General features: G+C 73.1%; 11 protein-coding genes and 1 pseudogene. 10 read left to right on the forward strand and 2 right to left on the reverse strand.

Features of this window, described 5'->3' with window-relative positions; genetic code table 11:
* Window positions 1–564: 564 nt before the first annotated feature.
* From OG802_RS01745 to OG802_RS01785, 9 genes and pseudogenes are all read left to right on the forward strand, one after another.
* Window positions 565–981: pseudogene (locus OG802_RS01745) on the forward strand (ATP-binding protein); the annotation flags it as partial.
* Between the two features lie 696 nt (window positions 982–1,677).
* Entirely contained in the window at window positions 1,678–2,100 is a 423-nt protein-coding gene (locus OG802_RS01750; protein ID WP_256920740.1) for a roadblock/LC7 domain-containing protein, read from the forward strand.
* Entirely contained in the window at window positions 2,097–2,462 is a 366-nt protein-coding gene (locus OG802_RS01755; RefSeq protein WP_329406443.1) for a DUF742 domain-containing protein, read from the forward strand. The genes OG802_RS01750 and OG802_RS01755 overlap by 4 nt, the downstream gene beginning before the upstream one ends.
* Complete coding sequence (locus tag OG802_RS01760; protein WP_329406444.1) at window positions 2,431–3,057, forward strand: GTP-binding protein; 627 nt, start codon at window positions 2,431–2,433, stop codon at window positions 3,055–3,057. The genes OG802_RS01755 and OG802_RS01760 overlap by 32 nt, the downstream gene beginning before the upstream one ends.
* Entirely contained in the window at window positions 3,054–4,307 is a 1,254-nt protein-coding gene (locus OG802_RS01765) for a cytochrome P450 (protein ID WP_329406447.1), read from the forward strand. The genes OG802_RS01760 and OG802_RS01765 overlap by 4 nt, the downstream gene beginning before the upstream one ends.
* Window positions 4,304–5,572, forward strand: coding sequence for a cytochrome P450 family protein (locus OG802_RS01770; RefSeq protein WP_329406449.1), 1,269 nt, complete (start codon window positions 4,304–4,306; stop codon window positions 5,570–5,572). Before OG802_RS01765 ends, OG802_RS01770 begins: the two co-directional genes overlap by 4 nt.
* A 198-nt stretch (window positions 5,573–5,770) precedes the next feature.
* Window positions 5,771–6,391 carry an L-threonylcarbamoyladenylate synthase gene (locus tag OG802_RS01775; RefSeq protein ID WP_329406450.1) on the forward strand — a complete coding sequence of 207 codons (621 nt, stop codon included), beginning with the start codon at window positions 5,771–5,773 and terminating at the stop codon, window positions 6,389–6,391.
* Between the two features lie 130 nt (window positions 6,392–6,521).
* Window positions 6,522–7,277 carry a dienelactone hydrolase family protein gene (locus OG802_RS01780; RefSeq protein ID WP_329406451.1) on the forward strand — a complete coding sequence of 252 codons (756 nt, stop codon included), beginning with the start codon at window positions 6,522–6,524 and terminating at the stop codon, window positions 7,275–7,277.
* 205 nt (window positions 7,278–7,482) lie between these two features.
* Window positions 7,483–8,673 carry a glycoside hydrolase family 64 protein gene (locus OG802_RS01785; RefSeq protein ID WP_329406454.1) on the forward strand — a complete coding sequence of 397 codons (1,191 nt, stop codon included), beginning with the start codon at window positions 7,483–7,485 and terminating at the stop codon, window positions 8,671–8,673.
* Window positions 8,674–8,768: 95 nt separating this feature from the next.
* Here OG802_RS01785 and OG802_RS01790 read toward each other — a convergent pair whose 3' ends face one another.
* Window positions 8,769–11,171 carry a M4 family metallopeptidase gene (locus OG802_RS01790; RefSeq protein ID WP_329406456.1) on the reverse strand — a complete coding sequence of 801 codons (2,403 nt, stop codon included), beginning with the start codon at window positions 11,169–11,171 and terminating at the stop codon, window positions 8,769–8,771.
* 338 nt (window positions 11,172–11,509) lie between these two features.
* On the opposite strand from OG802_RS01790, the gene OG802_RS01795 reads away from it, so the two are divergent.
* Window positions 11,510–13,015 carry a metallophosphoesterase family protein gene (locus OG802_RS01795; protein ID WP_329406457.1) on the forward strand — a complete coding sequence of 502 codons (1,506 nt, stop codon included), beginning with the start codon at window positions 11,510–11,512 and terminating at the stop codon, window positions 13,013–13,015.
* Between the two features lie 38 nt (window positions 13,016–13,053).
* Here OG802_RS01795 and OG802_RS01800 read toward each other — a convergent pair whose 3' ends face one another.
* On the reverse strand, window positions 13,054–14,046 hold the full coding sequence (locus OG802_RS01800; RefSeq protein ID WP_329406458.1) for a TauD/TfdA dioxygenase family protein: 993 nt from the start codon (window positions 14,044–14,046) through the stop codon (window positions 13,054–13,056).
* Between the last annotated feature and the right edge of the window lie 28 nt (window positions 14,047–14,074).

Raw genomic sequence — 14,074 nt, forward strand, 5'->3', positions numbered from 1 at the left:
CGCTTGCGGCGTAAGGCAATTCCGACAGTCGGCGCAGAAGTGAACAGATGCCGGGCACTTTCGGAGCGAAGTCCCGCTCGACCGTGCGGGATCGATCGATGACGGTGTGTACTGTGCTGCGAGTGCCCGGTCCGAGCCCGTCGGACCCGGCCTGCCCTGAACGCCGCGAAACCGCCCGACCCTCACTGGACCGCATCCATGATCGAATTACCGGACCTCGTGGCCGGCGCCCTGGCCGCCGGCACACTGTCCGCGTTCGCCCTCGGCGGCGGACTCGTGCGTGGCAGGCGGCGGCACCACCGGCAGCTCGCGGAGATCGCCGCGCTGCGCACCCGGCTCGACGGCACCGCACGGGCGTTCACGGCCGAGGTCGAGCATCTGGCGACGCGGCGCGTGCCCGCCGCCGCCCGCCGGGTGGCGCACCCGCACCTGTCCGTGCCGGGGCCCCTCCAGCCGCTCACCGCCGGGACCCCGCTGGGCGTCGCCCTGGAGGACGTGCTGCTGGCCGTGCAGACCGAGGCCGCAGCCCAGCGCACCCGCGTCGACGCCGCGGCACAGGCCGGCATGCGGGGCGCCGTCCGGGAGATCCAGGCGGCCCTGTACCGGCTGCAGGACGCCCTGCGCGGGCTCCAGCAGCGCTACGACGACCCGGAGTTGGCGCAGACGCTGTTCCGGCTGGACCACGAGAACGAGCAGTCGCTGCGCCGCGCCCAGGTCGCGGCCGTGGTGTGCGGCGCCTGGGTCGGGCTGGCGCGCGAGGAATCGCACCTGGTGGACGCGGTGACCGGCGGCCAGGCGCGGCTCGCGGGATACCACCGGGTACAGGTCCACAACCACCTCGAACCCGGAACGGCCCTGGTGTCGCACGCCGTCGAGCCGGTGGCCGTCATCGTCGCCGAACTGCTCGACAACGCGCTGCGGCACTCCGCCCCCGACACCGAGGTCGTGGTCAGCCTGGAGCACGTCCATCACGGGGTGTGCGTCACCGTCGACGACGCGGGCCTGGGCATGACCCTCGACGAACGGGAGCGCGCCCAGCGGCTGGTGGCCGGCGACGATCCCATCCTGCTCACCGACCTCGGCGACCCGCCGCGCATGGGCCTCGCCGCGATCGGCCGGCTGACCCGGCAGTTCGACCTCGGCGTCGACGTCTCCTCGGCCTCGCCCTACGGAGGCGTGCGGGCCGTGCTGCGGGTGGACAGCCACCTCCTCAGCCACCTCGACCCGGCCGACCGGCCGCCGGCCGCGAGCGCCCCGCGCACGACCCGCACCACGCGCAGGACGGCGCCCGACCGGCCGGCCTCCGCTGCCGCACCGGCCGGTCCCGCCCACGCCTACGGCTCGGAGGCCGCCGCCGCGGACCCGCCGCCCGGGCACCACGAACTCCCGGACGCCGACGGTCTGCCGCAGCGCCGCCGCCGCAGCAGGACCGCACCCCCGGCGCAGCCCCGCGCGCCGTGCGGAGGAGGCCGCGGCCGCCCTCGGCGCACTGCAGTCCGGCACCGCGGCGGCACGCGCCGCGGCCGCGGGCCCCGGCGAGCGCACCGGTCCGCCCGCCTCGGACGAGCGCACCGAGCGACGCGATCGCACCGACCTGAACGACCCGCACGACCCGCACGACCTGCACGGCCTGAACGACGACACCGACCAGAGCGACGACGAAGGGGGCGCGGCCAGATGACCAGCCGCAACACGGGCGACACGGCATGGGTGCTGGAGCCGATCCTGCAGGTGCCGCACGTGCTGGCCGCCGTCATGCTGACCCGGGACGGTCTAGTGACGGGCTACACCGACGCCCTGTCCCAGCCCTCGGCCGAGCGGGTGGCCGCCATCACCAGCACCGTGCAGGGCGCCTGCCGGACGGCGGCGGCCGCGTTCGCCGACCGGGAGCGCGCCGAGGTGCGGCAGATCGTCATCGAGTCCGACCACGGGTACGTGCTCATCGTGCCGACCGACCACGGCACCTGCGTGGCCGCGTACGGCGACGCGGAGGTGCGGCTGGACCTGCTGGCGCACCGGCTCCACTCGCAGGTGGCGCGACTGGGCGAGAAGGCCATGGCGGCCGCGCCCCGAGGAGCCGACGACGACCCTGCGGCATGACCGACCGCCCGGCCGGCCGGCCCCTGGTCCCCGCGTACCTGTCGACCGGCGGCGTGACCCGGCCCAGCCGTCCGCACCTGGAGCGGCTCTCGGTGCTCGCCCGCAGCGGCGAGCCGCCGCCCGCCGGTCTCCCCGCCGCCGAACTCGCCCTGCTGGACAGCCTGGAGGACGGCTCGCTGGCCGTGGTGGAGGCCGCGGCGCTGCTGCGGCTCCCGGTCTCCGCCGTACGGGTGCTGGCGGCCGACCTCCTCGACCGGGACCTGGTCCTCGCCCGCGCGCCGATTCCGCCCGCCGAACGGTACGACCCCGACCTGCTGAAAAGAGTGGCCGATGGCCTCCGCGCCCTCAAGCTTCGCTCGTAGCGCCGGTGCGACCGGCGCCGTCCACGTGCCCGACACCGACCGCGACCTGGTGAAGATCCTCGTCGCGGGACCGTTCGGGGTGGGCAAGACGACCCTCATCGACTCGGTGTCGGAGATCCGGCCGCTGCACACCGAGGAGCCCCTGTCGGAGGCGTCCGCCGGGGTCGACGACCTGGCCGGAGTGCGGGAGAAGTCCACCACCACCGTCGCCATCGACTTCGGCCGCATCAGCCTGCCCGGCGACGTCGTGCTGTACCTGTTCGGCACACCCGGACAGGAGCGCTTCCGGAGCCTGTGGGACGACATCGCCCACGGGGCGCTGGGGGCGCTCGTCCTGGTCGACAGCCGCCGCCTCGACGCGTCGTTCGACGTGCTGGGGCTGGTCGAGGAGAGCGGGCTGCCGTACGCGGTGGCGTTCAACGCCTTCCCCGACGCACCGCGTCACTACGGCGAGGAACGGCTGCGCCGGGCGCTGGACCTGGAGCCGGGGACGCCGATGGTGACCTGCGACGCCCGCGACGCGAACTCCTCGGTCGACGCGCTGCTCGCGCTGGTCGACCATCTCGTCGGCCGCTTCCCGGCGGAGGCCCGGTGAACGCCCTCCCCGCCGGCCGGCGCGACGTCGACCGCGCCGCGCCGGTCCGGCTGTGGGAGGACGGCTTCGCCTCGGACCCGCACCGCTACTACGCCGCCCTGCGCTCCCAAGGGGACGTCGGGTGGGCCGAGTTGGCGCCCGGCGTGCCCGCGTACGTGGTCACCGGCCGGCGGGCCGCGCTGGACGTCCTGCACGACACGCAGGCCTTCTCGCACGATCCGCGGGCCTGGGAGGCCACCGTGCCCGTCGACTCGCCGGTGCTGGGCATGATGCGGTGGCGGCCCAACGCGCTGTTCGCCGACGGCGCGGAGCACCTGCGCTACCGCACCACCCTCATCGACGTCTTCGACCTGGTCGAACCGCACGACCTGCGCGGGCGCGTGCACCGGGCGGTGCGGCTGCTCGCGGGCCGCATCGGTCCGCGCGGCGAGGCCGACCTGGTCGCGGACTTCGCGCGGCCGCTGATGGCCCTGGTGCTCAACGACCTGTTCGGGCTGCCCGACAGCCAGGGAGACCGGCTCAACGAGGGCCTCGGCAAGATGATGGAGGGCGGTGCGCAGGCCGCCGAGGGCGAGGCCCAGTACGCCCAGTACGTGCTGGAGCTCATCGCGGCGAAGGCCGGGCGGCGCGGCGACGACCTGCCCAGTCATCTGCTGGACCACCCGGCCGGACTGACCCGCGAGGAGGTCACCTGGCAGGTGTTCCTCACACTGGGCGCCGGGTACGAGCCGACCGCCAACCTCGTGTCGAACACCCTGTCCCGGATCCTGGGCAACCCGGTGTACTACTCCACGCTCACCAGCGGCGCCCGTCCGGTCATGGACGCGGTGGTGGAGGTGCTGCACCACGAGACGCCGTTGGCCAACTACGGCGTGTACTACGCCCGCAGGCCCGTCTCGTTCCACGGGGTCCGGCTGCGCGAGGCGGTGCCGGTGGTGGTCTCTTACGGGGCGCTCGGGCGGTTCGCCGAGCGGGAGGGCGACGCCGGCCGGCATCCCGCCGACGCCTCGCACCTGTCGTGGGGCGCGGGGGCGCACGCCTGCCCCGTCAAGCAGCACACACTGCTGCTCGTCACCGAGGCGATCGAACAGCTCACCCAGTGGCTGCCCGACCTGGACCCCGTGGTGCCGCGCGACCGGCTGACCTGGCGGCCGGGCCCGTTCCACCGCTCGCTGAGCGCGCTGCCCGTCCGCTTCAGCCCCCGCTCCCCCTCGCCCGCCTCCTCCACCTCGCAAGGAGTCCGTACGTGACCGTGACCGACCGCATCGCCCTCGACCCGTTCGGCGCCGACGTGCACGCCGAGAGCGCCCGGCTGCGCGCCCTCGGCCCGATCGTGCCCGTCGAGCTGCCCGGCGGCATCCCGGCCTGGGCGCCCACCGGCTACGACACCCTCAAGACGCTGATCCTGGACCCGCGGGTCAGCAAGGATCCCCGGCGGCACTGGCGGCTCTGGCCGGAGATCGGCCGACACCCCTCCTGGGGCTGGATCCTGGGCTGGGTCGGCGTGGTCAACATGCTCTCCACGTACGGCCCCGACCACGCACGGCTGCGGCGACTGGTGGCGCCGAGCTTCACCCACCGGCGCACCGAGGCGCTGCGCGGGCGCGTGGAGGCGATCACCACCGAACTGCTCGACGCCCTCGACCACGACGCTGCCCGCGACGGCGAGGGCGACGGCGACGGCGTGGGTGGCGGCGGGGCGCCGGTGGATCTCAAGGCCGCTTTCGCCCACCCGCTGCCGATGCGGATCATCTGCGAACTCTTCGGCGTACCCGAGGAGTTGAGGCCCGCCACCGGGCGGCTCATAGCGGCGATCATGGACACCTCCGATCCGACTCCGGAGCACGCCGCGTTCGTGCAGGAGCAGATCGGCGCGGTGCTGGGCTCGCTCATCGCCCACAAGAGCGAACAGCCCGGCGACGACCTGACGACCGAGCTGATCCGGGTGCGCGACGAGGAGGGCGACCGGCTGAGCGACGAGGAGCTGCTGTACACGTTGCTGCTGGTCATCGGGGCCGGGTTCGAGACGACCGTCAACCTCGTCGGGAACGCGGTGGTGGCGCTGCTGCGCCGGCCCGAGCAGCTCGCGGCCGTGCGGCGCGGTGAGATCGGCTGGGACGCCGTCGTGGACGAGACGCTGCGGCTGTACCCGTCGATCGCCACGCTGCCGCTGCGTTTCGCCGTCAGCGACCTGAAGGTCGGCGACGTGACGATCCCGGCCGGCGACGCCATCATCACGACCTACGCGGCGGCGAACGCGGACCCGGCGCACTACGGGCCGGACGCGCAGGAGTTCGACGCGGCCCGCGGGGCGGAGGACCATCTGGCCTTCGGGCTCGGCGTGCACCGGTGCATCGGGGCGCCCCTGGCCCGCATGGAGGCGCTCACCGCCCTGCCCGCGCTGTTCGAGCGGTTCCCCGGGCTGCGACTGGACATCGCGGCCGGGGAACTGCGGCAGGTGCCCTCGTTCATCGCGAGCGGCTGGCAGGAGATCCCGGTCCGGCTGCGCGACTGACGGCCGCGCGGCGGGGGACGGCCCCCGGCGGCGCGCGGAGGACCGACCGGGGAACCGGTCGGCGGGGGCGGCACCGCGCGCGGGGGCCGCCTCCCGCCGCCGTCGGGTCCGGCGCCGCGCCGCCCGGCTCCGGCCCGCGCGGGGCGGGCCGGACGTTCCGGGACGGTGCCACCGCCCGGCACGGCATAAGCTCGGTCAATGGCGAAGTACTACGACGTGCACCCCGACAACCCCCAGCCGCGCACCATCTCCCAGGTCGCGGCGGCCATCCGGGCGGACGCGCTGATCGCGTATCCGACGGATTCCTGCTACGCCCTCGGCTGCAAGCTGGGCAGCAAGAACGGCATCGACCGCATCCGGGCCATCCGCAACCTCGACGACCGGCACCACTTCACGCTGGTCTGCCAGGACTTCGCGCAGCTCGGCCAGTTCGTCCGGGTGGACAAGGACGTGTTCCGCGCGATCAAGGCGTCGACTCCCGGCAGTTACACCTTCATCCTCCCGGCGACGAAGGAGGTGCCGCGCATGCTCCAGCATCCCAAGAAGAAGACGGTGGGCGTGCGCATCCCGGACCACGTCGTCACCCAGGCCCTGCTGACCGAGCTGGGCGAGCCGCTGCTGTCCAGCACCCTGCTGCTGCCGGGCGAGGACGAGCCGATGACCCAGGGCTGGGAGATCAAGGACACCCTGGATCACGTGGTGGACGGCGTGCTCGACTCCGGGGAGTGCGGGACGGAGCCGACCACGGTGATCGACTTCTCGGAGGGCGAGGCGCAGATCGTGCGGCACGGCGCGGGCGACACCTCGCGCTTCGAGTAGCACCGCCGGGCGCCGGGGGCCCTCACGGCCGGATGAATGGTGCGTGCAACGATGACGTCGTGTCGTCCGCCCGGTCCGGCCGGGCCCGGGCGACCGCTCGTCGCCGTGCACCGCGCAGAGAGGCTCCCCCATGACCTCCGTACAGGGAACAGCAGTGGACATCCGCACCGGGGACGGCGTCGCCGACGCCTATCTCGCCCACCCCGGCGACGGGGCGCCCCGCCCGGGCGTGCTGCTCTACCAGGACGCCTTCGGGCTCCGTCCGCAGCTGCGGGCGATGGCCGACCGGCTGGCCGGCGCCGGTTACGCGGTGCTGGTGCCCAACCTGTTCTACCGCCACGGCCGCGCCCCCCTGATGGAGTTGCCGGAGTTCATCGACCCGGCCGCGCGGCCGGAGATCTTCGAGACGCTGTACCCGTTCGTGCTGGCGCTCACCCCGGAGCTCATCGTCCGGGACGCCGACGCGTATCTGCGGTGGATGCGGGAGAGCCCGGCGGTCGCTGACGGGCCGGTCGCGGTGACCGGATACTGCATGGGAGCCCGGCTCACCCTGCCCACGGCCGGGGCGTACCCGGACCAGGTCGCGGCGGTGGCCGGCTTCCACGGGAGCCGCCTCGTCACCGACGCGCCGGACAGCCCGCACCTCGCCGCCGAGCACATCACGTGCGAGGTGTACTTCGGCCACGCGGACAACGACCACGGCCTGCCTCCGGAGCAGATCGCGCGGTTCGACGAGGCCCTCACCGCGGCCGGCGTCCGGCACACCTGCGAGGTGTACACCGGCGCCGAGCACGGTTACACGCAGGCCGACACCTCCGCGTACGACGAGGCCGCCGACGAGCGGCACTGGACCGCGCTGCTCGACCTGCTGAAGCGGACCTTCTGACCGGACCCTTTCTGAACCGGACCGGCAGCCGGCACGGACGCCCACGGCCCTGAAGGGTCGTGGGCGTTCTCTTTTGTTGAAGTCGTTGACATGCGCACGGCCCGATGCGACGTTGAGAGCGCTCTCACACTGGTCCGGACCAACTCCGCCCCCCACGGACGTTCCACGGACCACCCCACATGCCTATCCCCCACGGAGGTGGAGAGTGCTCAGAAAGATCACCCTCAGGCTGCTGGGAGCGGGCGCCCTCGTCGGCGCACTGCTCACCCTCGGGCCACCGCAGGTCGCCGGGGCCGCCGTCCCGGACACCATCCCGCTGAAGATCACCAACAACTCGGGCCGCGGCGAGTCCGTCTACGTGTACAACCTCGGCACCCAGCTGTCGTCGGGCCGCCAGGGCTGGGCGGACGCGAACGGCGGCTTCCACCCCTGGCCGGCCGGCGGCAACCCGCCGACCCCCGCCCCCGACGCGTCGATCGCAGGACCCGGCCCCGGGCAGTCGGCCACGATCCGGGTGCCCAAGTTCTCCGGCCGGATCTACTTCTCGTACGGGCGCAAGCTCGACTTCCGGCTGACCACCGGCGGACTGGTGCAGCCGGCCGTGCAGAACCCGAGCGACCCCAACCGCTCCATCCTGTTCAACTGGTCGGAGTACACGCTCGACGACTCGGGACTGTGGCTCAACAGCACCCAGGTGGACATGTTCTCCGCGCCGTACGCGGTCGGGGTGCAGCGCTCCGACGGGAGCACCGTCAGCACCGGGCATCTCAAGCCGGGCGGTTACACCGGCTTCTTCAACGCCCTGCGCGGCCAGCCCGGCGGCTGGGCGAACCTGATCCAGACCCGCTCCGACGGCACCGTGCTGCGCGCCCTCTCCCCCCTGTACGGGGTGGAGACCGGGGCGTTGCCGGCGGGCGTCATGGACGACTACGTCAACCGCGTGTGGCAGAAGTACGCGACGACGACGCTGACCGTGACGCCGTTCGCCGACCAGCCGGGCACGAAGTACTACGGCCGCGTCTCGGGCGGGGTCATGAACTTCACCAACGCCTCCGGGGCCGTCGTCACCAGTTTCCAGAAGCCGGACGCTTCCAGCGTCTTCGGCTGTCACCGGCTGCTGGACGCCCCCAACGACGCGGTGCGCGGGCCGATCTCGCGGACCCTGTGCGCGGGCTTCAACCGCTCCACGCTGCTGGTCAACCCGAACCAGCCGGACACGACGGCGGCGAACTCCTACCAGGACGCCGTGACCAACCACTACGCGCGCAAGATCCACGCGCAGATGGCCGACGGCAAGGCGTACGCGTTCGCCTTCGACGACGTCGGCCACCAGGAGTCGCTCGTCCACGACGGCTCACCGCGCCAGGCGTACCTGACGCTCGACCCGCTGAGCTGACCGGACCGGCCCGTCGAGCCGAGCGGACAGGCGGACAGGCGGCGTCCCGCCCACGGAGGGAGCCCGTGGGCGGGACGTCGTCGTCGCCTGAGCGATCAGCCGGTGGTGACGGCGGTGTCGTCCACGACGAAGCTGGTCTGCAGGGAGGAGTCCTCGGCGCCGGAGAACTTCAGGGTCACGGTGGAGCCCGCGAACGACCCGAGGCTGAAGGACTTCTGCACGTAGCCGGAGGCCGCGTTGAGGTTGGAGTACGTGGCCAGGGTGGTCGACCCGGCGGTCACCGTCAGCTTGTCGTACTGGGTGCTGGAGGTGGTCTCGGCCGTGTCGACGTGCAGGTAGAAGGTGAACGTGGTGTTGGTGCAGCCGCTCGGGATCGTCACCGGCTGCGAGAGCGTGTCGGTGTGGGTCGAGCCGTAGCCGTCGAGCCAGGCCTTGTAGGAGCCGGTGCGGGCCGCCTCGCCGCTGGAGGTGGTGATGACGCCGCTGGAGGCGGTCCAGGTCGTGTTGCCCGACTCGAAGCCCGCGTTGCCCAGGAGCTGCGTGGCCGTGCAGGAGCCTCCGCCGGAGGCGTTGACCGTCCAGGTGAAGGCCGCGGTGCCGGTCGCGCCGGTCGAGTCGGTCACCGTCACGGTGGTGCCGGACGAGCCGGCCGTGGTCGGCGTGCCGGAGATCAGACCGGTCGAGGAGTTGATCGACAGGCCGGCGGGCAGACCGGTCGCCGCGTACGTCAGCGAGCCGCCGTTGGTGCTGCTCGCCGAGATCTGCAGGCTCACCGCGGTGCCGACCTTGGCGGTCTGGCTGCCCGGGTTGGTGACCGTGACACCGGTCGACGGGACCGTGATGTGACCGCCGACGTTGATGCCGGCGAACGCGTTGCCCACTCCCGCGTACTGCGCGGAACCGGAGCCGTAGAGCGCGGCGGCCGCGTTCAGGGCCGCGGTGCGGGCGCCCGCGTAGTTGGTGCTGGACGTCATGTACGTGGTCAGGGCCTTGTACCAGATCTGCAGCGCGGCGGCCCGGCCGATGCCCGCGACGGCCACGCCGTCGGACGTCGTGCTGTTGTAGGTGACGCCGTTGATGGTCTTGCTGCCGCTGCCCTCGGAGAGCAGGTAGAACATGTGGTTCGCCGGGCCCGAGGAGTAGTGCACGTCGAGGTTGCCGACGCCGGAGTACCAGCTGTCGGCGGAGCCGCCGTCCTTGCTGGGCTTGTCCATGTAGCGCAGCGGGGAGCCGTCGCCGTTGATGTCGATCTTCTCGCCGATGAGGTAGTCGCCCACGTCGGAGGAGTTGCCGGCGTAGAACTCGACTCCGGTGCCGAAGATGTCCGAGGTGGCCTCGTTCAGACCGCCGGACTCACCGGTGTAGTTCAGGCCCGCGGTGTTCGAGGTGACGCCGTGGCTCATCTCGTGGCCGGCCACGTCCAGCGAGGTCAGCGCGTGGGTGTTGCCGCTGCCGTCGCCGTACGTCATGCAGAAGCAGTCGTCGTCCCAGAAGGCGTTGACGTAGCCGCTGCTGTAGTGGACCCGGGAGTAGGCCGCCGCGCCGTCGTTCTTGATGCCGCTGCGGCCGAAGGTGTTCTTGTAGAAGTCCCAGGTCTCCTGGGCGCCGTAGGCCGCGTCCGCGCCGGCGGTCTGCGTGTCGGACCCCGCGCCGGTCCCCCAGACGTCGTCGGCGTCGGTCATCAGGGTGCCGGTGCCCGAGGTGGCCTTGTTGAGGCTGTACGTCTTGTGACCGCCGCGCGTGGTGTCGTACAGCTGGTACGTCGACCCGGACAGCGTGGTGGACAGGCTGACCGCGCCGCTGTACTGGGTGTTGCCGGTGCCGGTCTCGACGCCTTCGTACCGGGCGAGTTCGGCGCCGGTGGTGGCGTCGGTGACGACGTGCAGCTTGCTCGGCGTGCCGTCGTCCTGGAGTCCGCCGACCACGGTCTCCCAGGCGAGCTTCGGGGCGCCCGAGCCGGCCCAGATCACCTTGCGGGCGCTCCCGGCGGCCGGGTCCTTCGCGTCGAGGGCGCGCGCGGCCTTGAGCGCCTTGGTCTCGGCGGCCGCCTTGCCGTACGAGGCGGTCGTGGACCGGACGGAGACGGTGCGGCGGTTGTTGTTGAAGGTCGCGCTCACCGTGCCGGCGGCGAGCGAGGCCGGGGGCGTGTGCACGACGAGGTCGCCGCCGAGGACGGGCAGTCCGGCGTACGTGCGCTCGTAACGCGTGTGCACGGTGCCGTCGTTGTCCTTCACGACGTCCTTGACGAGCAGCTTCTCCTGGGCGCCCAGGCCCAGGGTCTGCGCTGTCTGCGCCGTCTTCGCCTCGGCTCCGCGGATGAGTGCCGTGTGCTGGGCGGGCGTGAGGTCGGCGGGCAGGCCGCCGGTGCGCAGGGGGGCGGGGTGGGGGGCCGCGGGCGCCGCGGTCGCCGGAACCGACTGGACGCCGAGAGCCAGAAGGGCGGCGGTGGAGAGCAGGGCCGCTCCGACGGCGGACCGCTTGCGGGGGTTGGGTCTCACTCGTACTCCTACTGCTGCGGCCGGTGGGATCGGCCGGTGACAGACCGGGCAGACGGGTGTGCTGTCCGGACGAGCTGAGCGGTGCGGGACCGTGTGCAGGTGGGGGCACCATGCCGCTCGTGTGCGGCAGTTGGGTGGGAGAATGACAGGCTTGTCGATGACATGTCAGCCCGACCGGGACGCTTCAAGGGTTATCCCTCGGTTGCGGACGGGTCCGGCGCCGCCGCGCCCGGCAGTGCTGTGAGCTGCCTGTGCGTTCCCTGTCGGCGTTCCCTGTCCGGCGGTCGCGGGCGCAGGCCCGGCGCCGCCCCCGGCGCGGTCGTTGCTACGGTGCACCGGTGTCTGACTCCTCACGCGATACCGCCGCGGGCGCCGGCTGGGGCGACGCCGACCGCGGCACCTACCGCCACCTCATGCCGGGCGGGGTCGAGAAGATCTCGTGGCTGAACCCCCGGCTCCTGTGGGCCGCCCGCAACGGAGTGCTCGCCTCCTGGTTCGGCGACCCCACGGGACGCACCCGCAGCCGTCTGGTGGCGCAGCGGGCGGCCGCCGGCGCACCGGCCGACAAGGTCGTCCGGCGTGACGACCCGGACGAGTTCTCCTTCATGGTGATCGGCGACACGGGAGAGGGGGACGACCCCCAATACGCCGTGGTGCCGGGCTTCCTGAGGGTGAGTCAGGGAACGTCGTTCACCGTCCTGGCGAGTGACGTCATCTACCCGGTCGGCAGCGCCGACGACTACGAGGCGAAGTTCTTCCGCCCGTACCGCGACTACCGGGCCCCCGTCTACGCGATACCGGGCAACCACGACTGGTACGAGGACCTCGGCGCGTTCATGCGCGTCTTCTGCGGCGACGCACCTCCCCTGCCCGCCGAGCCCGCGCCGCACCCCCTGACCCGTGCCTGGCTGCGCTCGCTGCTGTGGCACCGGCCGCGCCCGGACGACGGCCGGCTCCTCGCGCGGGCACGGGCGTTGCGCGGCGCTCCGGGTCAGCAGGCCGTACAGCCCGGACCGTACTGGGCCGTCGACGCCGGCCCCCTGCGCGTCATCGGGATCGACACCGGGCTCCTCGGCGTCCTGGACGCCGAACAGGGCGCGTGGCTGCGCGAGGTGTCGCAGGGGCCGCGCCCGAAGATCCTGGTCACCGGCTCACCCCTGGTCGTCGACGGGGAACGCCGTCCGTGTCCCGTCGAGGGCGGCGGCACCGTCGACGACATCGTCCGCGACCCCGCCCACCGCTACGTCGCGGCGATAGGCGGCGACATCCACAACTACCAGCGCTACCCGGTGCGCCTCGCGGACGGCCGGACGCTCCAGTACGTCGTCGCGGGCGGCGGCGGCGCCTTCATGCACGCCACGCACACCATCCCCCGCGTGTCCGTCGCCGGCGTCACGGAGGGCGACTTCCGCTGCTACCCGCTGCGCGGCGACTCACTGGCCTTCTACAGCCGGCTCTACGGGCGCCGGCTGCGGATGCGCCGCTTCTTCGCCCTCACCGAGGAGGAGGCACAGGCGGTCGTCGTCGAGCGGCTGGGCATCCCGCCCACCCGCGCACCGGGCCCCCGGGTGCGCGTGACGCGACGGATCCGGCTGGTCGCCTCCCTGCTCGGAACCGGCAGCCGCCCGGAGCGCCGCGCACGCCTCCGGCTGCCCGTGCGCAAGATCTACACGCAGCTCTTCTCGCCGGGCTCCGCCACCTACAGCCCGCCCTTCTTCAAGTGCTTCCTGCGCCTGGACGTCTCACCGGAGTCGGTCCGGCTGCGCTGCCACGCGGCCACCGGCAACCTCGCCCAGGAGCTGAACCCGCCGGTGGAGGACGAGGTCGTCATCCCGCTGGTGTGAACGCCCGCGCACCTGCGGCCGAAGGGCGGCGGGGCGTCTCACCAGCGGCCCGTCCCCGTCACCGCCTCGGACGGCCTGCCGTCCACGCCGACGGGGACCTCGCCGGCGAGCATCACCCGGTGCATGACGCGCGGGAAGCCCAGATGGGCGTTGTCGCCGGGCGCGAGATGGATGGTGGCGCGGTTGTCCCAGAAGGCCACGCTGCCCGGTTCCCAGCGGAAGCGGACCGTGTACTCGGTGCGGGTCGCCTCGTCGAGCAGCATGTCCAGGACGGCCCGGCTCTCCGCCCGCGAGAGACCGGTGATCTGCTCGACGTAGTAGCCGTTGACGAACAGCAGATGCTCGCCCGTCTCGGGGTGGACGCGCACCAGGGGGTGCACCGAGGCGACCTGGCGGTCGAGGAGGTGGCGGACGTAGGCGTCGTCCCCGGCGCGGGGCTGGTAGCCCACGCCCAGGCGGTGCTCGGCGCGCAGCCCCGACACGAACTCCCGCACCGGCGCGGAGAGTCCGGCGCAGGCCGCGGCCAGGTTGGACCAGGTCGTGTCACCGCCGTAGGGCGGCACGGTCTCGGCGCGCAGGATCGTCGCGGCGGGCGGGTCGACGCGGGCGCCGTGGTCGCAGTGCCAGCCGCGCAGCAGCGTGTGACGGCGCCGGCGCAGCCACTCCTCGTGCTCCATGCCGAACCTCCCGCCCAGTTCCAGCCGGTCGGCCGTCGTCTCGATCTCGGGGACGTCCGGCGGCGAGGCGCCGCCGCGGCTCCGCAGGACGACGGGTTCGCCGAACAGCCGCGCGAACGCCACGTGTCCCGCGTGGTCGAGGCGCTGGCCGCGGAAGAACACCACCTTCCAGCGCCGCACCGCGCCGCGGACCACGGCGACCTGGGCGTCGTCGAGGCCGGCCGCCAGATCGACGCCGTCGATCTCCGCGCCGATGTGCCCGGCGACCGGCATCACCCGCATCCCGGCCGCCCGCGCGGCCTCCTCGGCCGCCGCGTCCTCGGGCCCGGCCGCGGGCCGGCTGTCCGTCGTCATGCGCTCTCCGCTCGTCCGCACTGTCCGT

The sequence above is a fragment of the Streptomyces sp. NBC_00704 genome (assembly GCF_036226605.1).
Lineage (GTDB): Bacteria > Actinomycetota > Actinomycetes > Streptomycetales > Streptomycetaceae > Streptomyces.

What these genes read in the sequence shown, in the direction of transcription:
- OG802_RS01800 (WP_329406458.1), bottom strand. Translation starts at nt 14,046, where the DNA reads ATGACGACGGACAGCCGGCCCGCGGCCGGGCCCGAGGACGCGGCGGCC.
- OG802_RS01750 (WP_256920740.1), top strand. Translation starts at nt 1,678, where the DNA reads ATGACCAGCCGCAACACGGGCGACACGGCATGGGTGCTGGAGCCGATC.
- OG802_RS01780 (WP_329406451.1), top strand. Translation starts at nt 6,522, where the DNA reads ATGACCTCCGTACAGGGAACAGCAGTGGACATCCGCACCGGGGACGGC.
- OG802_RS01755 (WP_329406443.1), top strand. Translation starts at nt 2,097, where the DNA reads ATGACCGACCGCCCGGCCGGCCGGCCCCTGGTCCCCGCGTACCTGTCG.
- OG802_RS01775 (WP_329406450.1), top strand. Translation starts at nt 5,771, where the DNA reads ATGGCGAAGTACTACGACGTGCACCCCGACAACCCCCAGCCGCGCACC.
- OG802_RS01760 (WP_329406444.1), top strand. Translation starts at nt 2,431, where the DNA reads ATGGCCTCCGCGCCCTCAAGCTTCGCTCGTAGCGCCGGTGCGACCGGC.